We start from the raw sequence: 25,288 nt of genomic DNA on the forward strand, positions 1-25,288 counted from the left end.
TACAGCCTTTCACCCCTGCTCCCACAGCGCCCTGAGCACGACGCACCGGCCCGGTTATTAATGAGAAACTTAGAGAATGACTCATGCAGGTTCCGCAGAAAACCAGGCCCAGGGCCTTCCGCCGATCGAAGAGCGTATCGCTTCCGAACTCGGCGTTAGCACCCAGCGGGTGGATGCCGCCGTCCGCCTGCTCGATGAAGGGGCCACCGTGCCCTTTATCGCCCGCTACCGCAAGGAAGCCACTGGCGGGCTCGATGACGCCCAGCTCCGCACCCTGGCCGAACGCCTACGCTACCTGCGGGACCTCGAAGACCGCCGCGCCGCCGTCCTCAACACCCTGCACGAACGCGCCCTGCTCACCGACGAACTGGCTGCGGCGCTCGCGCTGGCCCCTACCAAAAATGAGCTTGAAGCCCTCTATGCCCCGCATAAGACCAAGCGTAAGACCCTGGCCTATCTAGCCCGGGAGGCCGGGCTGGAGTCCCTGGTGGAAGATCTGCTTGAGGTTCCTTTCGCCCCCACTACCGACATTGCCGACGCCTACGTCGAGCCGGCCCTGGCCGACGCCGAACCCGGCACCGTTGAGGCTACCGTCGCCTCAGTGGAGAACGCCCTGGACGGGGCCCGCGCCATCCTGATTGAGCAGGCCATGACCGACCCGGCCCTGGCTGATACCCTGCGCCAGCGCTTCATGCGCCGTGGTGTTATCACCTCCCGCCTGATCCCCGGCCAGCAGGAGGCCGGGGCCAAGTTCAGCGACTACTTCGAGTTCAACGAGGAAATCCGCAAGATTCCCTCCCACCGGGTGCTGGCCCTGCTCCGCGCCGAAAAGGAGGGGGCTGTTAAGGTCACCCTCGATGTGGACGTCCTCCCCCCGGCTAAAACCGGCCTCAAGGGGGGTGCCCGCGAGGCAGCCGAGATCCTGGCCGAAGAATACGAGCGCGAACGCAGCTGGTACGAACGCACCGTGGCCGAAGCCCTGGGCATCGGCGCCCAGGTGCTGAACATGGTGTCCGACGAGAGCATGGTGGTTGGCTGGCAGGCCAAAACAGTGCGGACGGCCTGGCGGCAGCGCCTGCTGCCCCGCCTGGCGACCGAAACCCGCACCGTCCTGTTTGAACAGGCCGAGAAGGACGCCATTACCGTCTTTTCCTCCAACCTGCGCGACGTCCTGCTGGCCGCCCCTGCCGGTTCCCGCCCCACCCTGGGCCTGGATCCCGGCCTGCGTACCGGCGTTAAGGTCGCGGCTGTTGGGGCCACCGGCCAGGTGCTTGCCACTACCGCTATCTACCCGCACGCCCCGCGCAACCAGTGGGAGGATTCCCTCGCCACCCTAGAAGACCTCGTGATCAGCCACGGTATTGAGCTGATTGCCATTGGCAACGGCACCGCCAGCCGCGAAACCGACAAACTGGCCGGGGACCTGCTCAAGCGCCTGGCTGCCCGAGGGGTGCGCGGGGTGCAGAAAATCGTCGTCTCCGAAGCCGGGGCCTCCGTCTACTCCGCCTCAGAACTGGCCTCCACCGAACTGCCCGGCCTCGACGTCTCCCTGCGCGGGGCCGTCTCCATCGCCCGCCGCCTGCAAGACCCCCTGGCCGAACTGGTCAAAATCGACCCCCAATCCATTGGTGTCGGCCAGTACCAGCACGACGTGTCCCCGGCCGCCCTCACCCGCGCCCTGGACGGCGTCGTGGAGGACTGCGTCAACGCCGTCGGCGTGCTCGTCAATTCTGCCTCCCCAGCCCTGCTGGCCCGCGTCGCCGGCTTCAACCGCACGGTTGCCGACAACATCGTCACCTACCGCACCGAACACGGCCCCTTCACCCGCCGCACCGACCTGCTCAAGGTCCCCCGCCTCGGCCCTAAGGCCTACGAGCAGGCAGCTGGCTTCGTCCGCATTACCGACGGCCCCGAACCCCTGGACGCCTCGGGCGTCCACCCCGAGTCCTACGACCTAGCCCGCCAGATTGTTACCGCCGCCGGGGGCTTCACCGGCAACCGTGTCTCCGCCGAGGCCCTGGCCGCCCTCACCCCTGCCGACTTCGTCACCGAGACCCACGGCCTGCCCACCGTCACCGACATCATCGCTGAACTCTCCGCCCCGGGGCGCGACCCCCGCCCCACCTTCCGCACCGCCCGCTTCGAAGAGGGCATTGAAACCATCTCCGACCTCACCCCCGGCATGATCCTGGAAGGCACCGTCTCCAACGTCGCCGCCTTCGGTGCCTTTGTGGATATCGGGGTTCACCAGGACGGCCTGGTTCACGTCTCGCAGATGAGCCGCGACTTTGTCTCAGACCCCCACGCCATCGTCAAATCAGGCGACATTGTGCAGGTGCGCGTGGTCGAAGCCGACCCCGCCCGCAAACGCATTTCCCTCTCCCTGCTCCTGGAAGAGCCAGAACCCAAGGCGGCCCGCAAGGCAGGCGGACGCCGGCGGCGCTAGGAAGGAACCCCACCATGAACCTGTCTCTGACTATGAACGATGGCCACACCATTCCCCAGATGGGCTTTGGTACCTGCCGAATCGCTCCCGAGACCATAGCCGCCGCCGTCACTCGGGCGCTGGAGGCTGGCTACCGGCACATCGACACTGCCACCATCTACAAGAATGAAGCGGGCGTTGGGCAGGCTCTGGCTGAATCCGACCTGCCCCGCACCGATCTCTTCATCACCACCAAGCTCTGGAACACCGACCAGGGCTACGAGACCGCTATCGAAGCAGCCGAACGCTCCCTCGAACTGCTGGGCTTGGACTACCTGGACCTCTACCTCATCCATTGGGCCCAACCGGCCCAGGGACGCTACCGGGCCTCCTGGGAAGCCCTGGTCGAGCTGCGCGAGCGCGGGCTGGTGCGCTCCATCGGCGTCTCTAACTTCACCGATACCCAGCTGGACCACATCATTGGCGACACCGGTATCACCCCGGTTGTCAACCAGATTGAACTGCACCCCTACCTCACCCAAACCGATATGAGGGCAGAGAACTCAGCCCGCGGCGTCCTGACCGAGGCCTGGAGCCCCTTGGGCAACGGGCTCGTTCTGGACGACCCCGTCCTGCACCAGCTAGCCCGGGAGCGCGGTATCGGGGTCGCCGAGCTTGTGCTGGCCTGGCACCTGGCGGTGGGGCACGTCGTGATTCCTAAGACTGAAACCCCCGCCCGTATGGCCTCCAACCTGGCGGTGCAGGGTCTAGACCTCACTCCCGATGAAATCGCCGCTATCGAGGCTCTCAACCGCACCCACCGCCTGGGTGGTGACCCTGCCGAAGGCGACCTGGGCGCCCCCGAATACAGCGACCGCCGCTCGTTCACCCCTGCCGAACAGGCTAGGGGCTAGGGGAGGAGCGGGGCTAGAGTGGAAGAGAACTGTGCAGAACTGAAAGGACACTCCATGACTGAGTCACCCCGCCTCACTTTCAACGACGGCAACACCATTCCCCAGCTAGGCTACGGCGTCTGGCAGGTAGAAAACGAGGTTGCTGAGAAGGTCGTGGGTCTGGCCCTGGAGGCTGGCTACCGCCACATCGACACCGCCAAGATTTACGGCAACGAAGAGGGCACCGGCAAGGCTATTGCTGCCTCCGGCGTCGCCCGCGAGGACGTCTTCCTCACCACCAAGATCTGGAACGACGACCAGGGCTACGAGCAGGCCCTCAAGGCAGCGGACGAGTCCTTGGCCCGCCTGGGTACCGACTACGTTGACCTGCTCCTGGTCCACTGGGCCAAGCCCTCCCAGGGCCTCTACCTGGACACCTGGAAGGCCCTGATTGAACTGCAGAAGCAGGGCAAGGCCAAGTCCATCGGCGTTTCTAACTTCCCCGAAGAGCAGCTGCGTGAAATCATCGCTGAAACCGGTGTTGTGCCCGCTATCCACCAGATTGAGCTGCACCCCTACTTCGCCCAGGAGAACCTGCGCGAGGTCCACGCAGAACTTGGCATTGTCACCCAGGCCTGGAGCCCCCTGGGCAACCGCTCCGACCTGCTGGATAACCCCGTCATTGGCGAAATCGCCAAGGCCCACGACGCCACCCCCGCCCAGGTGGTACTGGCCTGGCACCGGGCCCACGGCATCGTTGCCATCCCCAAGTCCGTAACCCCCGAGCGTATTGTCTCCAACTTCAAGTCCCTGGATGTAGCCCTGACCGGCGACGAAGTTTCAAAGATTGACGCGCTCTCATCAGCCGAAGGCCGCATTGGCCCCGACCCGGCCCACATCGACTTCTAGTAAGGGCTACCCAAGGGGCAGAGCAGGGTCACAGCGAAGCTGCTGGCTCGGATGAAGTGAGCGGGTGCGACAGCACGCAAGAGCGAATGGAATCCGCCGCTAGGCGGGGCGTGAGGGTCAGGCTTACGCCTATTCCGCCCGCAGATTTATTTCCTCGCGCGCTCGGAATCTGTTGGGCTCCATCGAGCGTGACCCTGCGGAGCCCCTCGACTGCTACGACTTCTAGGAGTCAACGACGGGCTGCTGCCGGGTTTCCGGAATGGGTTCTGGAACATAGCGCCAGAGGGCAGGTGCCGCCAGCGTCGCTAGGGCGATGGTGACCATGACCAGGGCCCCGCCAACGACGGCGGCCAGGGGCGAGCCCACCAGTTCGGCGGCACCGCCTACAAAGGCCATGCCCAGGTTGGGGCCGCCCGCAACCGTGATGATGAAGAGCCCCTGTAGGCGGCCGCGCAGGGCGTCGGGGGTGGCTACCTGAATAATGGTGGAGCGGTAGACCGAGCCCAGAGCGTCTGCCCAGCCCATGAAAGCCAGGGCCACAAACGCCAGGCTAAGCGGTAGCAGGTTTTCGGTGATAGAGGCACTGGGTACCCGCCCCTCATAGGCCCAGGCGATGACGCCAAAGGCGATAAAGCCCAGCCCCCACCCGGTATAGCTGAGGGTGAGGAAGCGGCCCTGGCGGCGGACGTCCTTGAGGAAGCCAGAGAAGGACACCCCGATGAGGGCACCTACGGGGCCTGCTGCTAGGAGCAGGCCTGCCCCGGCTTCACCGCCGCCGAAGGTCAGGGCGGCGAGCGCCGGGATGAGCGGGCGGGCCTGGGCGAAGAACATGCCCAGCAGGTCCACCACAAAGGTCATACCGACCACGGTGTTGCGGCGGACGAACCCCAGCCCCTCGCGGATTGAGGTCAGGACGGACGGACGTGCCGCCCCGCTCTGTTCCGGGAGCATGGCGGGTAGGCGGTAGAGGGCCCAGATACCGACGGTCATGGCGATAACGTTAATGGAGTAGGTGAGCTGGTAGCCCACAGAGGCTACGAGGACGCCGCCGATCAGGGGCCCGGCGCTCATGCCCAGGGTGCCTACCGACATCATGAGGGTGTTGGCGGCCGGGAGCAGGCGGGGCTTGACGAGGCGGGGAATAATGGCCCCGCGGGCAGACTGGTTGATGGGCTGGATGAGGGACTCTGCCGCAATGAGGGCGTAGAGCACGGCCACGCTGTGGATATTGAGCCAGGCGTGCAGGGCGATAAGGACGGCGACGCCCCACATGCCGAGGGTGGCGGTGAGGGCAACCTTGCGCCGGTCGTAGCGGTCGGCAATGACCCCGCCGTAGAGCCCGCCAATGACCAGGGGAATTACCGATACCAGACCCACCAGGCCCACGGCCCCGGCGGAGCCTGTGAGGGCGTAAATCTCCAGGGAGATGGCGACGCTGGTGATGGCAAAGCCGATGGTGGAGAAGAGCCCTCCGAGCCAGATGCGTCTGAAGTCGGGGGAGTAGGTCAGCGGGGTGAAGTCCATGAGTATCTTGCCCACGGTTAATCTCCTGTCTTCTCTGAGACTGCGCCCTGACCGGCGTCCGGTTCAGGCGCAGCCAGCAGGTCGCGGATCTGGGCGGCGGTGAGCTGGGAGGAGAAGAAGGAGCCTTCGTCCACCACGGCGTCGAAGAGGGCTGCCTTGTGCTCCTTGAGTTCCATGACCTTCTCTTCGATGGTGCCCGCTGAGACGAGGCGGTAGACCATGACGTTCTTGGTCTGCCCAATGCGGTGCACACGGTCGACGGCCTGCTGTTCGGCAGCCGGGTTCCACCAGGGGTCCATGATGAAGCAGTAGTCAGCGCTGGTTAGGTTCAGGCCGAACCCGCCAGCCTTGAGTGAGATCAGGAAGACCGGGGTCTTCCCCTGCTCGAACTCTTCGAGTAGCTCCCCGCGGTTGCGGGTGGAGCCGTCCAGGTAGAGGTAGGGGATCCCCAGGGAGCTGAGCCGCCCGGCCACCTTCTGCAGGTAGCCGGTGAACTGGCTGAAAATCAGGGCCCGGTGGCCGTCGTGGATAATTTCGGGCAGGTTCTCTTCCAGATAGTCCAGTTTGGAGGATTCCACCCCGGCGTAGCGTTCAGGGTCAATGAGGGTGGCGTCCAGGGCCAGGCGACGCAGGGTGGTCAGGGACTGGAAGATGGTGAAGCGGTTCTTGTCCATGTCCTCTAGCAGGCCCAGGATTTTTTGGCGCTCGCGCTGTAGGTGGGTGTCGTAGGCCTTGCGGTGGGCCGGGGCCAGGGGAACGTCGATCCGCATGTCGGTCTTCTCGGGCAGGTCTGCGGCTACCAGGTCCTTGGTGCGGCGCTTCATGAGCGGGCGGATCCGTCGGCGTAGCCTGCCCAGGGCCTGGGTTTCTTCGCCGGATTCGATGGGGGTGGCGTAGAAGTCCTTGAAGGCGCGGGCGGAGGGGAAGAGGCCGGGGGCGGCGATAGAGAACATGGACCACAGTTCCATGAGGTTGTTCTCCATGGGGGTGCCGGTGACTGCGATTTTGGTGCGGGCAGGCAAATCGCGGGCGGCCTGGTGGGCCTTGGTTTTCGCATTTTTGACGAACTGGGCTTCATCGAGCACCAGGCCCTGGTAGGGGTTTTCTGCCCCGAGGGTGAAGTAGTGTTCTTCGTCCAGGCGGAAGAGGGCGTAGGAGGTGACGATGACGTCGGCCCCTTCAACGGCCTGGGCTAGGGGCCGCTTGGACTTTCGCACGGATTCTTCGATTCCTACCACCTTCAGGGTGGGGGCAAATCGCTTGATTTCGCGCACCCAGTTGGGCACTACCGAGGTGGGGGCAACCACCAGGAAAGGGGCGGACGCGCCCGCCCCGGCTCCTGCACCGTCTGGCTGGTTGTCGGCTTCCGGCTGGTTGTTGGCCTCCGGCTGGCTGGTAGCGAGCTGGGCCTGCTCCTGGGCGTGCAGGAAGAGGGCGATAGTCTGCAGGGTCTTGCCCAGGCCCATATCGTCGGCCAACACGCCGCCAAGGCCCCTCTCCCAGAGGAAGGCCAGCCACTGGAAGCCCTCCACCTGGTAGGGGCGTAGGGTGGCCTGTAGGTTGGCGGGTACTTCGGCGGGGGAGTGGTGGTCAAGGTCGAGGAGGGCGGTGACCTGTTCGTCCCAGGCGGCGACGGTCTGGGTTTCGGCGGCCAGCTCTTCGAGCTCCTCCCAGAGGCCCACCTGGTGGCGGTTGATTTCAAGTGGCCCGGTCTTGTCGGTCAGCTGGGCAGCTTCGCGCAGGAGTTCTTGTAATTTCATGAACTCGGGCCGGTCAAGGGCAAAGTACTGGCCGTTGCCCAAAAGCAGGTGGGTCTGCCCCTTGGCCAGGGCCGCAACGACCTCTGAGAAGGCCACATGCCAGTCCCCGGCCTTAATGGCCACGCCCAGGCCGAACCAGTCGCGTCGGCGGGTATCATCAACGGTCACGACGATTTCGGGGGCCTGGTCAAGCTCCCGGAACTCGGGGGCCGGGCCCACCACGTCCACCCTGACCCCGTCGAGGGCCTGGTAGGCGGGCAGGTAGGTTTCGAGGAGCTCCCGGGTTCCCCAGTTTTCGGTGTAGTGGCGGGTAAAGGGAACCCCGGGGCGGATCTTCTTGACCTCCTTGAGTACCCGGTATTCGTGGGCGGTGTCGCGCACGTCGGCCCGGTCTTCGCCGGGGTAGCCCAGGGCGTCGAGCACCAGGACGTCCGGCCCGTCGCCCGTGGGGTCGACCGGGTACTCCCAGCGCCAGCGGGTTGAGGCATGAAAGGGCGGGCCAGCTTCTTCAAAGGTAATGGTCAGCACCAGGGTGGGGGTACGGACGGCCGGCAGCTCAAGTTTTTCACTGGACGTTGAGACGGGCAGGGCCCGGGTGAGGGCCGGGTAGAAGTCGGTGAAAAAGGCGGGCACATCGGCTGCCGGGATAGTCACCGGATCCCCCGCAATCAGGGACTCAGCGACAGGGTCAACCGGCCCATCTGCCGGAATCAGGACTAGCTGGGCCTCAGCAGAAAGCCAAGGCGGCCTAGCCAAGGACGCCCCCGCCTGGGTACTGGGGACAGGAGAATCCTCGGCCTGCTCCTGGGGGGCCACCTCGTTCTCCTCAACACAGGCCAGGGCAGAAGGAACCGCCGACTCCCACCGGGCATTAGCTGCCGCCTTCACATAGTAGTCCTGGGCAGCCCCACCCAGGGCAATAAAGCCCTGACGGGTATTCCCCAGCTTATGGGTATAGCAGGCAGGGATTGTGTAAGGCCCCCAGCGGAGCAGGGGGGTCAGGGCCAGGGCGTCGGCGGACGACCCCCGCTCCGGCACCGGGGTCAAATCCAGCTCCACGGTGGCCGGGTCAGCCAGGGCCAGCCCAGCCTCTTTACCCTCCAGAAGAATAGGCAGGCCCAGCTCCCGGGCCGACCGCAACATATTCCACAGCAGGGAAGAATCAACCGTCGACAGAACCGCCCAATCCCGGTGGGAGGAATACACGGACTGGCTACTGCGAATCACCGCATAGAACTCGTTAAACCAGGTGGCGTGCTCGGCCAGCAGGCCGGTGCCTGCGCTCGCCGCTGCGGATCCGGAGAACTTTTCCCAGCTCAGGCCGCCCTTAATCCACCTGCCCCGGGCCCCCATCATGAGGGGGCGAGCTTCGAGGGAGATTCGGGGGGCCCCGGTGTTTTTGGTCCACCCGAACTTACCCGGTACCACCAGGCGCAGGTCTAGGGCCCCAGAAACCCCGTGGTTGCGGTTGTCGTAGCCGGGCCGGGCGGCCAGGGAATGGGCGAGGGAGCGACGCCATGCCGGCAGGGAAGATTCCGGGGCCTTGTGGGCCGGGGCGGTATCGTCCTGACCCAGCCGGTGCCCGTACCGCTGCTTCAGCAGGTCGGTGGCACTCTGCAAACCGACCGTATCGGCCCAGTCCATAAACTCCTGTTTTTCCTCGTCCGTGAGGGTATCGAGCAGGGAGGGGCTACTAGCCGGGGCCGTTGCCTCAGACCGCCAAGTGCGGGAGGAGGCCGTCATTGCCTTCTTAGCCTTACTTGACCGGTCAATGGCCGTCAGCATGAGGGCCACCGCATGTTTACAGTTATGAACCACCGGGCAGGAGCAGGAGGACGCGAAAGCGTGGGAGCCCGGGGTGACCTCGGGAGGAAACATGACCTGGGTCTTATAGGGCTGGGAGCCGGAACCCGCAACCTCCCCCGTCAGCCTACGCTTAGCCCCGTCGTAGGTGTAACGGACGACGTTGCCCTCCCGCATATACCTCTGCCCACGGGTATAGGCCCCCGACCCCACCTGGCGAATAATGGCGGGGGCGGTTACAGGAATCTCAGGGAAAGCAGAAGACGTCACCACAAACCTCACTTCACACGGTCACATGCCTAGTCTTCTAGCGTATCGCAGAGCCCTAGCTCCTGGCACTGCCCAGGGGCAGGTTAGGGGAGGGCTGACTCAAAAACAGTACTTTCGTCTAGTGCTGGTGGCTGGGTGTGGCCCTGGCCGGGTGGGCCGAAAAAATCTTGGGGGAGGGGTGTTTACAAACCCGGGGTGGAGCCCGTATGCTGTTAACCAGCTTCAAGAGATTCAACTGTTAAGCTCCGACTTTGGTTGAACGCCAACCCCATGTTCACGGGTGGCTCGGATGACGAAGCGGTCTGCATCGCGCATTTTGGCGCTGTTTGGTGCAGGCAAGAGCAAGTTTCGAAAGGAATGCGCACCTCACGCGCGAAAACGGCATGTCACACGCTCGCTCAAATGCCCACCGTCCCCATGTTTCTGTTCAGAAGAACATTTCTGCTGCTTCTGTTCCTGCCCGTGGCGGTTTCACTGCCATGAGCATTCAGGACTACACCCGCATTTCAAACGAGCGTAGTGAGTTTCTGAACTTTCTTCTTTCCCCTAATCCCAGCGGTATTCCGGCTACTGAATACGGCGTTCTGAAAGCTGCATGAGCAACGTAGGTTACCTTCTCGATTCTGATGTTCTCGCCGAGATCCGTAAGGCTACCCCTTACCAGCCGGTGGTGAACTGTCTGCGTCGTCGCTCTTACCGCACCATGTATATTTCGGTGTTGAGTTTGGGCGAGTTGAAGGGCCTCTACCCCTACCCTGAGACTGAGCGGTGGTTGGCTGAGTTGATGGACCGCTTTGAGAATCATGTTCTTGAGGTGGACGCGGCGGTGTCGTTGGAGTGGGCTGGACGGCACGCGGAGAAGCACCTGCACCTGGTGGGGGGTGCGCGTCCTGCCCCTTTGGCTACTGCGGCCTTGGAGGGGCTGATGGCTGCAACTGCTACTGTTCACCAGCTTGAGATTATTTCGGGTAAGGCTGAGGCCTACCGCTCCTGGGGGATTGCCGCTATCAACCCCTGGGAAGAAGACTAAGACCTCCACCCGGTTGCCCGGATCGGGCCCACCGTGCCAGCCACCACCTCGTCGCCCGCCCCACAGGCAGGCGAAACATGACATGATAAAGGGACGATGAAAACCTCAGCGCGTCCCCACCGTACCCTGCCCATGCCCCTCTGGCTCCAAGGCACCGTCGAACTAGCCCTTGTCGCCCTCGCCTCCTACCTGACCGTCGCCCTCATCCTGGCGGCCATCTGGTACACCAACGGCTTCAACACCGCCAACCTGGCCGGCGCAATCTCAGTTGCAGGCCACCTCTGGCTCCTAGTCCACGGGGTGCCCCTCCACCTGGAAATCCCCGAGCAGGCAGGAATGGCCGCCATCTCCGGCACCATGAGCTTCGTACCGCTGGGGCTCACCCTCATCCCCCTAGCCCTCTGCTACCGGGCCGGACGCCGCCTGGCAAGGGCCAGCTACGAGGGCCAGTTCTGGCAGCCCTTCGCAGGGGGCCTAGCCGCCTACGCCCTCGTCGGGGCCGGAATTAGCCTGCTCTCAGCCGGGGAATTCCTCACCACCTCCCCCCTCCTAGCGGCCCTGGCCCCCCTCTGGGTGGCCGCCCTTGGAATCCTGGCCGGTGGCTACGCTGAATCCCGCTCCCTCGCAGCCATGATTGGGGTCAATGCCGCTGACTGGGTCAAAAACTTTAGCCAATACTCCCGCTGGGCTGGCTCCTACGCCTGGGCCCTGGTGCGCTCAGCCGTGGTGGGCCTGCTCGCCTACACGGCAGGGGGAGCCCTGCTCCTGGCCGGTAGCCTCTTCTGGCACTGGGACGACGTGGTAGCCCTCTACCAGACCCTCCACGCCGGGGCTGTGGGCGGGGCCGCCCTGACCCTGCTCCAGCTGGGCCTGCTCGTTAACCTGGTGGTTTTTGCAATGTCCTGGAGCTCCGGGGCGGGCTTCGCCCTGGGGGAGGGCACCCGGGTAGACCTCACCGGCACCGAGGTGGGCGTCATGCCCTCCTTCCCAATCCTGGGGGCCCTACCGCACGCCACCGAACCCTGGGGGTATGCGGCCCTAGCCGTGCCTGTCCTGGCCGGAGCTGTGGGGGGCTGGTGGTTCTTCAGGGAGGGCGAGAACCATTTTGATGAATGGATGAGCCTGAAAATCCGTTTCCGCTGGATCTCCTGGCCCCTATCAACCCTGGGGTACGGGGTGCTGACCCTGGTTCCGGTCTTCCTGGTGACCCTGGTCGTGGGCTGGATGGCTGGTGGCTCCCTGGGCGTAGGCCGGTTTACCAGCCTGGGCCCTGACCCCCTCTTCTTTGCGGTCTTTTCGGCTTTCCTCCTGGCGGTAGGGGCCATGCTGGGGTTGGGCGCTGCCCACCTGCTGGTGCGCGACACCTCGGGGGAGCTAGAACGCTTTGCCGACCAGCCTGCAACCCGCGCTGAGAGGAAGGCCGCCCGTGAGGCTGCCCGGGCTGAGGTTCGGGCCGCCCGCGCCGCCCGGAAAGCGGAGAAGGGCCAGAAAGCGAAGAAGGGCAAGCAGGCCGGGGCTGCGACCGATGGGTCTGTTGCCGATGGGGCTGCGACCGACGGGACTACGACCGACGGGTCTGGGGCGGCAGAAACTGGGCTGGCCGACGACACCGCCGAAGGTGCTCCTGAGCCCGGCACCGGCCACCTGAGCCTGGTGGCAGAAGCGGGCGAAGACACTCCGGAGACAGACAAGGAAGAAAGCCTTGACTCGGGTGAGGAGGCGACCCCGGGCGAGGGAAGTGCTGAGGGGAGCGCCGAGGAACAGGTAGTGGCCGACGTCGAAGCTGCAGGCCAGGAGGCCGACGACGAGGCCCCCAGCACCCCGGCTGAGGACGAAGGAGCAGAAACCCCCGAGGGACACCTGCCGGAAGACTCAGATCAGGATGCTGCCGGGGACGAGGCCGCCCCTAACGTGCCTGCCCAGCCCTTCCGCCCCGTCGTCAAGCGCCCCAAATCCCTGCGGGCCCGTCGCCAAAAGCGCCTGGAAGAACTAGCCGACCAGGCCAAGGAGGCCGAGCGCCCCCACTCGGACGAAGCCTAGCCCCACCACCGGGGCGGGCTTGGGGATGGGGGCCTACTGGCCCATCAGGCTCTTCATCAGCCCGTCGCTCATCTGCACACTGCACTGCTCTTGCCGTTCAAGGGTCAGGGCATTCTGCAGGCAGTCAGCGTAGGCGGCCGTCGCCTCCGCAAAAATCAGCTGCAGGCCGGCAGATAACATCAGGAACAGCGCCCACAGGGCCACCATAACCATCAGCAGAATCGAAAAAGCCGGGAACTTAGCCTGGGCCATCTTCACCAGGGTAGTAATCGCGAACCCCACGGTGATCGCGCCCAAGAGCAGGGTGGCAACAGCGGCCACACCCGGAAAATAGCCCGTCCCCAGGCAGACCACCAGCACCAGAAAAGTAGACCGCGACCACACCTTAACATTCTCAAGGGTCTGGGCGGAGGGGCCAGGCGTCAGGGAGCGAGGGGAATCAGACATACCCCTACTCTACCGCCCCGGTAGCAGGCCCACGACCCAGCACCAGGGGTAGGACGCCCCCGCCCCACCCTGGCACCGGCCCAGGGGCAGGGCGGGTATCTCAGGATAAAAACAAACCCAACCTCAAAGGTGACCTGTGCGATAGACTGGTATTCATGCGCATTGTGGTGATGGTGTCAGGCTCTGGCACGAATTTACAGTCCATTCTTGATTCTGTGGCTACCGGTGACCTTGACGTGACCGTGCTGGCTGTAGGTGCCGATAAACCCTGCCTGGGAATCGACCGGGCAGAGAAGGCAGGAATCGAAACCTTCCTGGTGGAACCCAAGGCCTACCCGGACCGCGAAGCCTGGAACCGGGCCCTGGAAGAAAAAATTGCCAGCTACCAGCCCGACTACATCATCTTCGCAGGCTTCATGCGGATCGTTGATTCCCAGCTGGTAGACCGCTTCAAAGACCGAATCGTCAACACCCACCCGGCCCTCCTGCCCTCCTTCCCCGGGGCGCACGGCGTCCGCGACGCCCTGGCCCACGGCGTGAAAGTCACCGGCCTCACCGTCCACCTGGTTGATTCAGGGGTTGATACCGGCCCGATCCTGGCCCAGGCCGCCGTTGACGTTCTGGACGGCGACACCGAAGCAACCCTCCACGAACGCATCAAGGTCAAGGAGCGAGTGCTGCTGGTTGAGACTATCTCCCGTCTCGCCCAAAACCTCAAGGGCCCAAAAGCCTAACCCAAAAGTTTAGCCCCACACCTGGGGGCTGGGTCTAGGGTCGGGGCCTGAAAACAAGCGACTCACCCACGTTTACCCACCTGCCGCCCACCCAGCGGGCTGGCACAAGCACAACGGAGAATAATCTGTGAGTCTCATTGAGCTCGACCGCGTCCCCCTCAAACGCGCCCTCATTTCTGTTTATGATAAGACCGGCCTGGAGGACCTTGCCAGGGGCCTGCATGAAGCCGGTGTCGCTATCGTTTCAACCGGCTCTACCGCCTCCACCATCGCCGCCGCGGGCGTCCCCGTCACCGAGGTCTCCGACATCACTGGCTTCCCCGAATGCCTAGAGGGCCGCGTCAAGACCCTGCACCCGCGCGTCCACGCCGGCATCCTGGCTGACCGCCGCAAGCAGGAGCACATCGACACCCTCAAGGACATGGAGATCGAGGCTTTCGACCTGGTTGTCGTCAACCTCTACCCCTTCGTTGAGACTGTAGCCTCCGGCGCCGACCAGGACGCCATCATCGAAAAGATCGACATCGGCGGCCCCTCCATGGTTCGTGCCGCCGCCAAGAACCACGACGCCGTAGCCATCGTCGTCGACCCCGCCAAGTACGGCCAGGTCGTTGAAGCCGCCAAGGCAGGTGGCTTCAACCTGGCAGAACGCCGCCGCCTGGCGTCCGCCGCTTTCGCCCACACCGCCGCCTACGACACCGCCGTCGCCACCTGGACCGCAGCCCAGTTCGAGCAGGACGACGACGCCAACTACTGGCCCCCCTTCGCTGGACTCGCCTTCGAACGCTCCGAATCCCTGCGCTACGGCGAAAACCCCCACCAGGCAGGCGCCCTCTACGTCGACCCCGCCGCAACCCCCGGCATCGCCCAGGCAGAACTGCTCGGCGGCAAGGCCATGAGCTACAACAACTACGTCGACGGCGACGCCGCCCTACGCGCCGCCTACGACTTCGACGAACCCGCCGTCGCCATCATCAAGCACAACAACCCCTGCGGCATCGCCGTCGGCGCAGCAGACGCAGCCGACCCCATTGCCGACGCCCACGCCAAGGCCCACGCCTGCGACCCCCTCTCAGCCTACGGCGGCGTCATCGCAGCCAACCGCGAAGTCACCGCAGCCATGGCAGAAACCGTCAAGGGCATCTTCACCGAGGTCATCATCGCCCCCTCCTACGCCCCCGAAGCCTTGGAAATCCTGCAGACCAAAAAGAACCTGCGCATCCTCCAGCTCCCGGAGGGCTTTGCCCGCGACACCATCGAATACCGCCAGGTCTCCGGCGGCGCCCTCTTCCAGGACGCCGACCGCCTGCACGCCGACGGTGACCGCGTGGAGAACTGGCAACTGGTTGCCGGTGAGGCCGCCGACGCAGCCACCCTCGCTGACCTTGAATTCGCCTGGAAGGCCCTGCGCTCTGCCAAGTCCAACGCCATCCTGCTCGCCAACGACGGAGCTGCCGTCGGCATCGGCATGGGCCAGGTCAACCGCGTAGACTCCTGCCGCCTCTCCGTCGAACGGGCCAACACCCTGGCTGAGGGGGCAGAACGCGCCCGCGGTTCTGTGGCCGCCTCAGACGCCTTCTTCCCCTTCGCCGATGGCCTGCAGGTCCTGCTGGATGCTGGCGTCCGCGCTGTTGTGCAGCCCGGTGGCTCCATCCGTGATGAAGAGGTCATTGCCGCTGCCCAGGAGGCAGGCGTGACCATGTACTTCACCGGAAGCCGTCACTTCTTCCACTAAAGAGCCCATATACTAAAGGCCCTTCCTGCATGAGGCAGGAAGGGCCTTTTAGTTTTGAGGGGTTACTGGCCTTCAGCCGGGGCTTCTTCTGCACCTGCTGCCGCCGCTTCTGCTGCGCCGGTGAGAGCCTGGGAGAAGATGTCTTGAATATCGGTGGGGGCTTCTGCCAGGTGGGCTTCACCGCCGACGCTTTGGGCAATGGTGTTCAAAGCATTCATGTCGGCGTCTGTTGAGATGCCAATGAAGATGAAGACCACGGGGTTAGCAGGATCCTGCTCAGCCTGAATGGTTGAAATGAGGTCTTCTTGGCTAATGGAGTTGCCGTCGGTGTTCTGGCCGTCGGTCAGAATAATGACGGAGTTCACCGACCCGGGGACATAGTTTTCCTTAGCTGAGCGGAAGGCAGCCAGCGTGGTGTCATAGAGGGCAGTTTGGGCATCGGGGTGGATGGTGCCTGCAATCGCTGTGCCTGCCTCTTGAATCAGCTGGCGCTGGGTTTTGCCTTCAACTTCTTCTTCAAGGCCGCGGACGGGGACGAGCTCCTGGTAATCAGAGAGGCTACCGTCGGCTTGGGTGAGGTCGCGGGAGAACTTCCAGAGACCCATGGAGTCTCGGGCGGGGAAGAGCTGGGATCCTTGGAGGATGGAGTCGACGGTGATGTCGATGCGGTTGTGTTCGGTTCCGGGGACGGTGGTCAGCATGGAACCGGAGGCGTCAAGGACGACCAGGGCGTTGAGGGGGGCGGACTGGAGGGAGTAGGCCGTCCAGATCTGGGTGAGGACGTCCTGGTTGCTGGGGGTCAGGGCGGTGTAGTCGCCCAGGGCCCCGGTGACGCCGTCGCTGGAGCCGTCGGCGGCGCGGAGGCCAGCGGCAGCCAGGGCGGCCTTGCCGTCGTCGCTTGCCAGGTAGCTGGTGATCTGCTTGGCTGCGTTGTCGATGGTGGTGTTGTTGCTGGTGGAGGTCTGGTAGAGGGGGTAGTTCAGGGTGAAGGAGGTATCTGCGGGGAAGGTTGCGGTCAGCCCTGAATCTGTGTGCTGGGCGGTGTAGGCGGCGTAGTCGGCCTCGGTGACGATGGCGGCGTTCTTGTCTCCGGCATCGACGGCGGCGAGGAGTTGGGCTGCGGTCTGGGCGGGTTCGGTGACACCGATGGTTTGGGCCCGCTTGGAGGTGCTGGCCAGTAGGTCGTCTACGCTGACGGTTCCGGCCCCGGCCTCGGAGATGCCGCTGAGGATGGCGGCGAAAGCGGCCGGGTCAGCCTTGGGGTCGCCCATGGAGATAGTGTCGTTGTTGAGGGCGGCCTGCCAGGTGTCGGCTGTGGTGTCGGCTTCAGATACGAGGACGGCCGGGGTTTGGGCCAGGGAGCTGGCGAGGGGGGTGAGGCCCATGTCAGCCTGGCTCATGGCCAGCTCGGCGCGGGCGGTGGAGTCGGGGATCCACAGGTTGGTGTTTGAGGCCCCGGATGCTACTTCGGTGAGGATGTCGCCGGCGGTCTTGCTGGTGTCAATGTCGAGGGTGACGCAGGTTTCTTCGTCCACGGGCATGGTTTTGAGTGCTTCAGCCATGGGGGCGGTGGTGGTCACCGTTACTGACTGGGTGGTGGAGCAGGCGGCGGGGACGGCCTGGCCGCTGGTGGTTGAGGGGGTCTTGGCGCCGCCGGTGATATTGAGGACGGCAATGGTGCCACCGGTAAGCAGGACGATAGCGGCTGCGCCGGTTGCAATCCATTTACGGCTAGCCTTTTTCTGCTTTTCGAGGCGTTCCTGGCGGCGGGATTTAGTGGTGGTCACCATGGGGCTTCTCTTCCCTCTATCTTTGGGTGGGGTTAGCTGCTCTGGGTGGGAGCAGGCGAGTGGGTTCGCCCAATAGTTTACCAAGGACGGCCAGAGCGCCAGAACCCGGTATTGGCAGCCGATATGACGGTGGGGGAGGGGTAGGGCCGGACGGCGGGCACCTGGCCGGGTGCCCGCCGTCCGCGTAACCTCGCCGGGGCAGGAAGAAAAACCGTCTCATATAGGTAGTAGGAACTACACCTGGCGTCGCAGGTCACATACACTGGTAAGAGTTAGGGGGCAGGCTAGGCTCCCTTTGCCCATCACGTCATCTTCTGTATTCCCTCATACAGCTAATCCAGAAGAAACTGATTACCCAACTCAAGGAAGTGGCATGACCAACCTTTCACCCAACGTCACCAACCTGCCCCTGGCCGAGGTCGACCCCGAGGTCGCTGAAGCTATCAAGCAGGAGCAGGACCGCCAGCAGAACACCCTCGAAATGATTGCCTCAGAGAACTTCGCCCCCCGTGCGGTGCTTGAAGCTCAGGGCTCTGTTCTGACCAACAAGTACGCCGAAGGTTACCCCGGCCGCCGCTACTACGGCGGCTGCGAATTTGTTGACGTGGTGGAGCAGCTGGCTATCGATCGCGCCAAGGCCCTCTTCGGTGCTGACCACGCCAATGTGCAGCCCCACTCCGGTGCCCAGGCCAACAACGCCGTCATGCACGCCCTGCTGACCCCCGGTGACAAGATCATGGGCCTCTCCCTGGCCCACGGTGGCCACCTGACCCACGGTATGAAGCTCAACGTCTCAGGCAAGCTCTACGAGGTTGTTGCCTACGGTGTGGACGAAGAAACCGGTCGCGTCAACATGGACGAGGTTCGCGAGCTGGCCCTGGCTGAGAAGCCCAAGGTCATTATCGCCGGCTGGTCAGCCTACACCCGTCAGCTGGACTTCGCCGCCTTCCGCGCTATCGCCGATGAAATCGGTGCCTACCTCTGGGTCGATATGGCTCACTTCGCTGGCCTGGTTGCAGCTGGCTTGCACCCCAACCCCGTCCCCCACGCCCACGTGGTGTCCTCCACCGTCCACAAGACCCTGGCAGGCCCCCGCTCAGGTTTCATCATGTGCGTTGAAGACCTGAAGAAGAAGATCGACTCGGCTGTCTTCCCTGGCCAGCAGGGCGGCCCCCTCATGCACGCTATCGCCGGTAAGGCTACCGCCTTCAAGATCGCTGCGTCCGACATGTTCAAGGACCGCCAGGCCCGCACCCTGGAAGGCGCCAAGATCCTGGCTGACCGCCTGAACCAGGCCGACATGGCAGAAGCCGGCGTTAAGGTTATCTCCGGCGGCACCGACGTTCACCTGGTCCTGGTTGACCTGCGCGACGCCGACATCAACGGCCGTGAGGCAGAAGACCTGCTGCACGAAGCCGGTATCACCGTCAACCGCAACGCAGTGCCCAACGACCCCCGCCCGCCCATGGTCACCTCCGGCCTGCGCATCGGCACCCCCGCCCTAGCCACCCGTGGCTTCGACGCCGCTGCCTTCACCGAGGTCGCCGACATCATCGCCGAAACCCTCAAGCCCGGCGTCGACGTCGCAGCCCAGCGCCAGCGCGTCACCGCCCTGTGCGAGAAGTTCCCCCTCTACTCCGGCATCGAGGAATGGTAAACATGCCCCAGATTCTTGACGGGGTGGCAACCGCCGCCCAAATCAAAAAAGAACTCGCCGAGCGCGTCGTCGCCCTGAAAGAAAAGGGCGTCACCCCCGGCCTAGCCACCGTGCTGGTCGGCGACGACCCCGCCTCCCGCTCCTACGTGGGCGGTAAGCACCGCGACTGCGAAGAGGTCGGTATCGCCTCCATCAAGGTAGAACTTCCTGCCACCATCACCCAGGAAGAACTCGAAGCCGAGCTGGAGAAGCTGAACAATGACCCGGCCTGCACCGGCTACATCGTCCAGCTGCCCCTGCCCAAGCACATCGACACCAACCGAATCCTTGAGAAGATTGCCCCCGAAAAGGACGCCGACGGCCTGCACCCCATGAACCTGGGCCGCCTCGTCCTTAACGTGGGTGAACCCCTGAACTCGCCCCTGCCCTGCACCCCCAACGGGGTCATTGAGCTGGTAGAGCGTCACGGTATCTCCTGGAAGGGCAAGAAGGTTGCTGTGCTGGGCCGCGGTATCACCGTGGGCCGCCCCCTGGGCCTGCTACTGACCCGCAAGGACGTCAACTCCACCGCCACCCTGGTTCACACCGGCACCGAGGACGTTGCTGCCGCCCTGCGCGAGGCTGACATCATCGTCGCTGCCGTGGGCGTTGCCCACGCCGTGAAGGCTGATCAGGTCAAGGACGGCGCTATCCTGCTCGACGTTGGTGTCTCCCGCATTGAGGACGCAGAAACCGGCAAGAAGAAGCTGACCGGCGACATCTCACCCGAGGCTGCTGCCAAGTCCAGCTGGTACTCACCCAACCCCGGCGGCGTCGGCCCCATGACCCGCGCCATGCTGCTGGTCAACGTGGTTGAAACCGCTGAACGCCAGGCTGCCTAACTCCTTCACGAAGAGCGCCGCACCCCACAGATCGGGGTGCGGCGTTTTTTATCTCGTGAGCTCAAGTTCGTAGTCGTAGCGGTCGCCCCGGTAGAGCGTCACCGTGTTCTCGACGGGTAGGCCCCGGCCCGTCCGTCCGATCTTCTCAACGCGGAGGGCAGCTGCGCCCAGTGGTACCTCAAGGTGGTTAGCTTCTGACTGGGTGAGGTTGGTAGCTAGGACTGAGACTGTGGCAGATTCAACCTGATAGCCAGAAGCCCGCATCTGGGCATCGAGAGAGAGGGACTGCTCCGGTTCCATTTGAGAGAAGGCCTCGGGCAGGAAGTAGGCGGTTTCGAGGGCGATAGGGGAGCCGTCCGCCTGCCGCAATCTCTGGATTTCTATCACCTTGGCCCCGGGTTCTAAGTTCAGTACTCTTTGCACGTGCAGGGGCGCTTCGATGAGATGGCACACCAGGGTGAGGGTATGGGGGCGGTGGCCTCGTACCGTCATGTCCTCGGTGAAGGAACGGAGGGACGGCAGCTTCACCAGATCTTGCTGGGGGGCGACGAAGGTACCTGACCCTTGCACGTTATAAATCAGCTTACGGTCGATGAGCTCACGCAGGGCCCGGCGCACGGTATCGCGGGAGACCTCAAATTCTTCCTGGAGTTGCCGTTCGGTGGGCAGAAGCGTGTTTGCCTCGGCCTTGGCAAGGTACTTTTCGTTGATGAGGCTAGCAACCATGTGATATTTGGTTTCGCGCGATGTGAGCTTCATAGTCACCCACTTTACGCCCTGCAGGGCAAGAGGTATCAGAGGGCCCTGAAAATCTTTGACATAATGGACACCATGCAGAAAAACGGTTCAGATCATTCAGCGCAGAAGCAAAACACCACCACTGTCTTTGTTGGGGCCGGTATTGGCATGGCGATTTTGGTTGCCCTGCTGGTGTGGGCAGTGATTCAGTCGGCTCATGAGGAGTCGGTCTTGGGCTGGATTCTGGCCGGTATCATTGCAGCCTGGCTGGGTATTGCAGCCTACCTGCTGATTAACGTCAACCGGACCCTTGCCGCCCAGCGGAAGGCTTACGAGGGGCACGCTGTGGCCCGGGCTGAGTACGAATCTGAGGTGCATACCGAGAAGCTGGCCCACTCCTTCCAGATTTGCCTGGTGCAGTCTAAGGTGATTGCCGAGCAGCTTGACGTTAACGATGAAAACTCCCGCGACATGATTAATCGCGCTATCGACACTATTAATTTCACCGCCAAGAACGGTATGGAGCTGGCCCGCGAAGGGGCCTAAAGAACAAAGGACGCCCCGTGAGCAAGTCACAGCAGACCACCCCCGAAGAAAACCCCAAGGCAAACATCCCGAACGCAGCAACTGGTGCCCCGCGTGCCTTCTCGGGCGCCCAGCCGTCCGCAGACTCCATGCACCTGGGTAACTATATTGGTGCGGTCAATAACTGGGTTGACCTGCAGAAAGACCACGAGTGCCTCTACTTTATTCCCGATATGCACTCGATTACCGTGCCCCAGGACCCGGCGGTTCTGCTGGAGCGCACCCGCAAGACTGCAGCCCAGTACATTGCAGCCGGTATTGACCCCGAGAAGACCCCCCTCTTCGTCCAGTCCCATGTGCCCGAACATGCCCAGCTGGCCTGGGTGCTTAACTGCATTACCGGCTACGGCGAGGCCGCCCGCATGACCCAGTTCAAGGACAAGGCCGCCAAGCAGGGTACCGATAACGCCTCGGTGGGCCTCTTCACCTACCCCGTCCTCATGGCAGCAGACATCTTGCTCTACCAGGCCGACGTTGTGCCGGTGGGTGAGGACCAGCGCCAGCACCTGGAACTAACCCGCAACCTGGCCCAGCGTTTCAACTCCCGCTTTGGCGATACCTTCGTGGTGCCTGAGCCGGTGATTCTCAAAGAGACTGCCAAGATTTACGACCTGCAGACCCCGGACTCCAAGATGAGTAAGTCAGCCACCACTGATAAGGGCATTATCTGGCTGCTGGACGACCCCAGGAAGACCGCCAAGAAGATCAAGGGCGCTGTCACCGACGCCGGTAGCGAGATCGCCTACGACCGCGAGAACAAGCCCGGTGTCTCTAACCTGCTCTCCATCTACTCGGCTGTCACCGGCAAGGCCATTGACGATATCGTCGCCGAGTACGAGGGCAAGATGTACGGCCACCTCAAGGTCGACCTGGCTGAGATTGTGGTTGAGGAACTCTCACCCATTCGGGAACGCGCCCTGGAACTCATGGATGATCCGGTGGAGCTAGACCGTCTGCTGGCTATCGGTGCCGGTAAGGCCCGGGAGATTGCCTCCGTGACCGTGAAGAATGTCTACGACGCGGTCGGCTTCCTGCCCGCCCTCTAGGCCCTGATCCCCGGTTCAGAGCGTGACTTTTTCCCCCACCTTGAAACCAGGCCGCAGGTACCTCAGCATCGTCGCTGGGGTACCTAGGGGCGTGGCCGAATACCTTGTTGCCTGGCGGGCACGCCAGGGTCTGACCGGCCCTGCTGCTGAGAGCTGCCACATCACGGTGTTGATGTGTGAGGACGCTGGCGCCCACGAGCCCCTGAAACCCCTGGGGCGGGCCCTGGCCGGCTGGGGGCCTGTGGAGGTAGAGCTGGGGGGAGCAGAAACATTTGAACCGGTCACCCCGGTGACCTACCTGCCGGTTGTGGCAGGAGCTGACCAGCTCCAGATGATTCACCGGACCTGCCAGCAGGCCGTGGGGGAATCAGCCTCCCCCTTCCCCTACACCCCCCACCTGACCCTAGCCAACCACGCCCCGTCCCCGGCCCTGGCGGCGTCCTTGCGCGATTTTGCGACCCTGCCCTCGGAGCTTGAACGTTTTACGGTAGGGCAGCTGACGGTCTATCGGTATAGCTCGGGTAGCTGGCAGGAGCTTGGAACCATAGACCTCTAGCGGTCGCCTGCAGGCCCCGGCCCAGCCCGGCTGTCAGAAGGAGGGCCTACTGGGGTGGGCAGATCTTGAGCGAAGGTTTTACCAGCCCCTACACCTGCTGGGGCATCAACAAACCGGCCACCCCAGGTAGGGCGGCCGGTTTATCAGTACGAGGGCTAGAGCAGGTTGTCCATGCCCTGTTCCTTGAGCGTGGTAACAGTGTTCTTCACGCTCTGGGCATCGTCACGAACAGTCACCAGCAGGGCGTCTGCCGTATCCACAATCACGACGTCCTCAATGCCGATAACCGAGATTTTACGGCCGGTGTTATTGACGACGATACCGGTGGAGTCCTCACTAATCACGCTGGCCTTATCGCCCAAGACGAAGAGCTGGTCCCCGGTCTTTTCGATATTGAGGCGGGCCACAGCGTCGAAGTCTCCTACGTCATCCCAGCTAAAGCTACCGGGTACCATGGCGACATCACCGGCTGCTGCGGCGGGTTCAGCTACCGCATAGTCAATGGCTGTTTTGGGCAGGGTGTCCCAGAGTCGGCTCATGACGATTTCCCGGGCCGGGGTGTCCCAGGCGCGGGCGATTTCCATGATGCCCAGGTAGAGTTCGGGCTCCTTGGCTTCAAGGTGCTTGAGCATGAGGGAGGCTGGGGCGACGAACATACCCGCGTTCCAGGTGTAGTCGCCAGAAGCGAGGTACTCGGTGGCTGTTGTTTCGTCGGGCTTTTCAACGAACTGCTCAACAGCCAGGGCGTTGGGGGCGTCGTCCAGCTCCAGGCTGGCTGTTGCCTTGATGTAGCCGAAGGCAGTGGAGGGGGCGGTCGGCTCAATACCGATCGTCACGATTTTGCCGGATGCCGCAGCGTGGACGGCTTCACGCACTACCGCCTGGAAATCGTCGACGGGATCAATAATGTGGTCGGCCGCGAAGGACCCAATAATTGCCTCGGGATCGCGCTCATGCAAAATAGCGCAGGCAAGACCAATCGCTGCGGCAGAGTCGCGAGGGGAGGGCTCCAGTACCAGGTCAGAGGCGCGTAACTCAGAGAGCTGCTGGGTGACGGCATTGGCATGGGCCTGGCCGGTGACCACCATGACGCCGGACGAGGCCAGCTCAACCAGGCGGTCGTAGGTGGAGCGCAAGAGGGAGCTGCCTGTGCCAGTGAGGTCTAGGAGGAATTTGGGTTCTACAGCGCGGGAGAGGGGCCAGAGCCTGGATCCAACGCCGCCCGCGGGAATGAGGGGGTAGAACCGTTCAAGTGGTGTTCTCATCGTCCCTACAGTGTACATAAGATTTCTAGTCATAAAGATGAAATGTTTGAGCCAATTTTTTGGCTCCATCTCAAGGGCTGAAGCGCCCCTTGAAGTGATAAACCGTGCAATGACGCGCCTATACGGATTTAGGCTATTAAAGTGTGCCCTATTTGGGCAAATTTGAGGGCTAAAAAGATGGTGGCAGGGTGTCAATAAGTGCAGGTTAAACCTGCTAATCTTGCTGTTGAGTAGAACACACACTATGTCTTGTGCGGGCTCTTATACCTTGGCATCTGCCGAGGTTGTTTTATCCGCAACAAACAGGAGGTTATTCAGTGCCGAATACATCCAAGGGCACAACGTACCGTGGCGGCGAAGGTATGTGGTCGTGGGTTGCCCACCGCATCACCGGTATCGCCATTTTCTTCTTCTTGCTGGTTCACGTCCTTGACACCGCAGTCGTCCGCATCTCTCCCGAAGCCTACAACGCTGTTATGGAGCTCTACAAGAACCCCATCATGGGCCTAGGCGAAGCTGCCCTCGTTGCTGCAATCGTGTACCACGCCTTCAACGGTATCCGCATCATTCTGGTGGATTTCTGGAAGAACGGTGCTAAGAACCAGAAGGCTATGCTCTGGGGCGTTTTGGTCCTGTGGGCAGTCGTCTTTGTTCCCTTCTTCATCCGTCACATCATGCTCGTGTTTGGGGGTCACTAAACAATGGCAACTCCGCTGAAAACCAAGATTTCTGTTCCCCGCAGCCGAGACAACACCGTCTCAGGTATCAAGTACAACCGAGCTTCCACTAAGCGCAATAACTTCGAGATGATGGCATGGCTCTACATGCGTATCTCCGGTGTTCTGCTGGTTGTCCTGATTTTCGGTCACCTCTTCGTCAACCTGATGATGGGCGAAGGCGTCCACCGCATCGACTTCGGTTTTGTCGGCGGCAAGCTGGCCAACCCCTTCTGGCAGGTCTGGGACCTCCTGCTCCTCTGGCTGGCCATGCTCCACGGCGCTAACGGTATTCGCGTCATCATTGACGACTACGCTGAAAAGGACGGCGTCCGCTTCGCCCTGAAGGTAGCCCTCTTCCTGGCCACCGCCTTCGTCATCTTGCTGGGCACCCTGGTCATCTTTACCTTTGACCCCTGCCCCGTCGGCGCAGCGGCAGACCTCCTGCCTTCCTTCTGCCCCGCTCCCTAAATAGCGCATCACA

The 25,288-nt window shown here is 63.1% G+C and carries 21 protein-coding genes and 1 riboswitch; of the genes, 15 read left to right on the forward strand and 6 right to left on the reverse strand.

Annotated elements, in window-relative coordinates; genetic code table 11:
• Positions 1-76 precede the first annotated feature (76 nt).
• From L7A15_RS08640 to L7A15_RS08650, 3 genes are read left to right on the forward strand one after another with little or no spacing between them, the layout of a single operon-like run.
• A complete protein-coding gene (locus L7A15_RS08640) occupies positions 77-2,446 on the forward strand; it encodes a Tex family protein (protein WP_237212429.1) in 2,370 nt (789 codons plus the stop codon).
• Positions 2,447-2,460: 14 nt separating this feature from the next.
• Positions 2,461-3,339 (forward strand): aldo/keto reductase, encoded by an 879-nt coding sequence (locus L7A15_RS08645; RefSeq protein WP_237208151.1) that lies wholly within the window; start codon positions 2,461-2,463, stop codon positions 3,337-3,339.
• A gap of 54 nt (positions 3,340-3,393) precedes the next feature.
• A complete protein-coding gene (locus tag L7A15_RS08650) occupies positions 3,394-4,227 on the forward strand; it encodes an aldo/keto reductase (RefSeq protein ID WP_237200475.1) in 834 nt (277 codons plus the stop codon).
• 222 nt (positions 4,228-4,449) lie between these two features.
• On the opposite strand, the gene L7A15_RS08655 is transcribed toward L7A15_RS08650, so the two are convergent.
• Both L7A15_RS08655 and L7A15_RS08660 read right to left on the reverse strand, forming a co-directional pair.
• Entirely contained in the window at positions 4,450-5,766 is a 1,317-nt protein-coding gene (locus L7A15_RS08655) for an MFS transporter (RefSeq protein WP_237208152.1), read from the reverse strand.
• 2 nt (positions 5,767-5,768) lie between these two features.
• Positions 5,769-9,584, reverse strand: coding sequence for a DEAD/DEAH box helicase (locus L7A15_RS08660; protein ID WP_237208153.1), 3,816 nt, complete (start codon positions 9,582-9,584; stop codon positions 5,769-5,771).
• Positions 9,585-9,804: 220 nt separating this feature from the next.
• A riboswitch (SAM riboswitch) is annotated at positions 9,805-9,932 on the forward strand.
• Between the two features lie 35 nt (positions 9,933-9,967).
• Here L7A15_RS08660 and L7A15_RS08665 point away from each other — a divergent pair.
• The 3 genes from L7A15_RS08665 (at position 9,968) to L7A15_RS08675 (ending at position 12,654) form a co-directional block, all read left to right on the forward strand.
• Positions 9,968-10,183, forward strand: a complete 216-nt coding sequence (locus L7A15_RS08665) for a nuclease PIN (RefSeq protein WP_237188419.1) — start codon at positions 9,968-9,970, stop codon at positions 10,181-10,183.
• A complete protein-coding gene (locus L7A15_RS08670) occupies positions 10,180-10,614 on the forward strand; it encodes a plasmid stabilization protein (protein ID WP_237200478.1) in 435 nt (144 codons plus the stop codon). Before L7A15_RS08665 ends, L7A15_RS08670 begins: the two co-directional genes overlap by 4 nt.
• 96 nt (positions 10,615-10,710) lie before the next feature.
• Positions 10,711-12,654, forward strand: a complete 1,944-nt coding sequence (locus tag L7A15_RS08675; RefSeq protein WP_237208154.1) for a DUF6350 family protein — start codon at positions 10,711-10,713, stop codon at positions 12,652-12,654.
• A 33-nt stretch (positions 12,655-12,687) separates the two neighbouring features.
• On the opposite strand, the gene L7A15_RS08680 is transcribed toward L7A15_RS08675, so the two are convergent.
• Positions 12,688-13,101 (reverse strand): hypothetical protein, encoded by a 414-nt coding sequence (locus L7A15_RS08680; protein WP_237208155.1) that lies wholly within the window; start codon positions 13,099-13,101, stop codon positions 12,688-12,690.
• A 155-nt stretch (positions 13,102-13,256) separates the two neighbouring features.
• Here L7A15_RS08680 and purN point away from each other — a divergent pair, with 155 nt between their 5' ends.
• Both purN and purH read left to right on the forward strand, forming a co-directional pair.
• Entirely contained in the window at positions 13,257-13,835 is a 579-nt protein-coding gene (gene purN, locus L7A15_RS08685; protein WP_237208156.1) for a phosphoribosylglycinamide formyltransferase, read from the forward strand.
• A gap of 127 nt (positions 13,836-13,962) precedes the next feature.
• Complete coding sequence (gene purH / locus L7A15_RS08690) at positions 13,963-15,570, forward strand: bifunctional phosphoribosylaminoimidazolecarboxamide formyltransferase/IMP cyclohydrolase (RefSeq protein ID WP_237208157.1); 1,608 nt, start codon at positions 13,963-13,965, stop codon at positions 15,568-15,570.
• A gap of 62 nt (positions 15,571-15,632) precedes the next feature.
• On the opposite strand, the gene L7A15_RS08695 is transcribed toward purH, so the two are convergent.
• A complete protein-coding gene (locus L7A15_RS08695; protein WP_237208158.1) occupies positions 15,633-17,360 on the reverse strand; it encodes a VWA domain-containing protein in 1,728 nt (575 codons plus the stop codon).
• 373 nt (positions 17,361-17,733) lie between these two features.
• On the opposite strand from L7A15_RS08695, the gene glyA reads away from it, so the two are divergent.
• Together glyA and L7A15_RS08705 are read left to right on the forward strand one after the other, a co-directional pair.
• Positions 17,734-19,017 (forward strand): serine hydroxymethyltransferase, encoded by a 1,284-nt coding sequence (glyA, locus tag L7A15_RS08700; protein WP_237208159.1) that lies wholly within the window; start codon positions 17,734-17,736, stop codon positions 19,015-19,017.
• Between the two features lie 2 nt (positions 19,018-19,019).
• Entirely contained in the window at positions 19,020-19,898 is an 879-nt protein-coding gene (locus L7A15_RS08705; protein ID WP_237188436.1) for a bifunctional methylenetetrahydrofolate dehydrogenase/methenyltetrahydrofolate cyclohydrolase, read from the forward strand.
• A gap of 48 nt (positions 19,899-19,946) precedes the next feature.
• On the opposite strand, the gene L7A15_RS08710 is transcribed toward L7A15_RS08705, so the two are convergent.
• Positions 19,947-20,657 (reverse strand): GntR family transcriptional regulator, encoded by a 711-nt coding sequence (locus L7A15_RS08710; protein ID WP_237208160.1) that lies wholly within the window; start codon positions 20,655-20,657, stop codon positions 19,947-19,949.
• 72 nt (positions 20,658-20,729) lie between these two features.
• Here L7A15_RS08710 and L7A15_RS08715 point away from each other — a divergent pair, with 72 nt between their 5' ends.
• The 3 genes from L7A15_RS08715 to L7A15_RS08725 all read left to right on the forward strand — a co-directional run bounded on the left by L7A15_RS08715 (position 20,730) and on the right by L7A15_RS08725 (position 22,823).
• A complete protein-coding gene (locus L7A15_RS08715) occupies positions 20,730-21,182 on the forward strand; it encodes a glycosyltransferase family 39 protein (protein ID WP_237188439.1) in 453 nt (150 codons plus the stop codon).
• A 17-nt stretch (positions 21,183-21,199) separates the two neighbouring features.
• Positions 21,200-22,267, forward strand: coding sequence for a tryptophan--tRNA ligase (gene trpS / locus L7A15_RS08720; RefSeq protein ID WP_237208161.1), 1,068 nt, complete (start codon positions 21,200-21,202; stop codon positions 22,265-22,267).
• Positions 22,268-22,358: 91 nt separating this feature from the next.
• On the forward strand, positions 22,359-22,823 hold the full coding sequence (locus L7A15_RS08725; RefSeq protein ID WP_237208162.1) for a 2'-5' RNA ligase family protein: 465 nt from the start codon (positions 22,359-22,361) through the stop codon (positions 22,821-22,823).
• Positions 22,824-22,978: 155 nt separating this feature from the next.
• Here L7A15_RS08725 and L7A15_RS08730 read toward each other — a convergent pair whose 3' ends face one another.
• Positions 22,979-24,088 (reverse strand): mannose-1-phosphate guanylyltransferase, encoded by a 1,110-nt coding sequence (locus L7A15_RS08730; RefSeq protein WP_237208163.1) that lies wholly within the window; start codon positions 24,086-24,088, stop codon positions 22,979-22,981.
• A 317-nt stretch (positions 24,089-24,405) separates the two neighbouring features.
• On the opposite strand from L7A15_RS08730, the gene sdhC reads away from it, so the two are divergent.
• A complete protein-coding gene (gene sdhC, locus L7A15_RS08735) occupies positions 24,406-24,786 on the forward strand; it encodes a succinate dehydrogenase, cytochrome b556 subunit (protein ID WP_237189366.1) in 381 nt (126 codons plus the stop codon).
• 3 nt (positions 24,787-24,789) lie between these two features.
• Entirely contained in the window at positions 24,790-25,275 is a 486-nt protein-coding gene (locus L7A15_RS08740; RefSeq protein WP_237189367.1) for a succinate dehydrogenase hydrophobic membrane anchor subunit, read from the forward strand.
• Positions 25,276-25,288: the final 13 nt, after the last annotated feature.

The sequence above is a fragment of the Rothia nasimurium genome (assembly GCF_928391935.1).
GTDB lineage: Bacteria > Actinomycetota > Actinomycetes > Actinomycetales > Micrococcaceae > Rothia > Rothia nasimurium_D.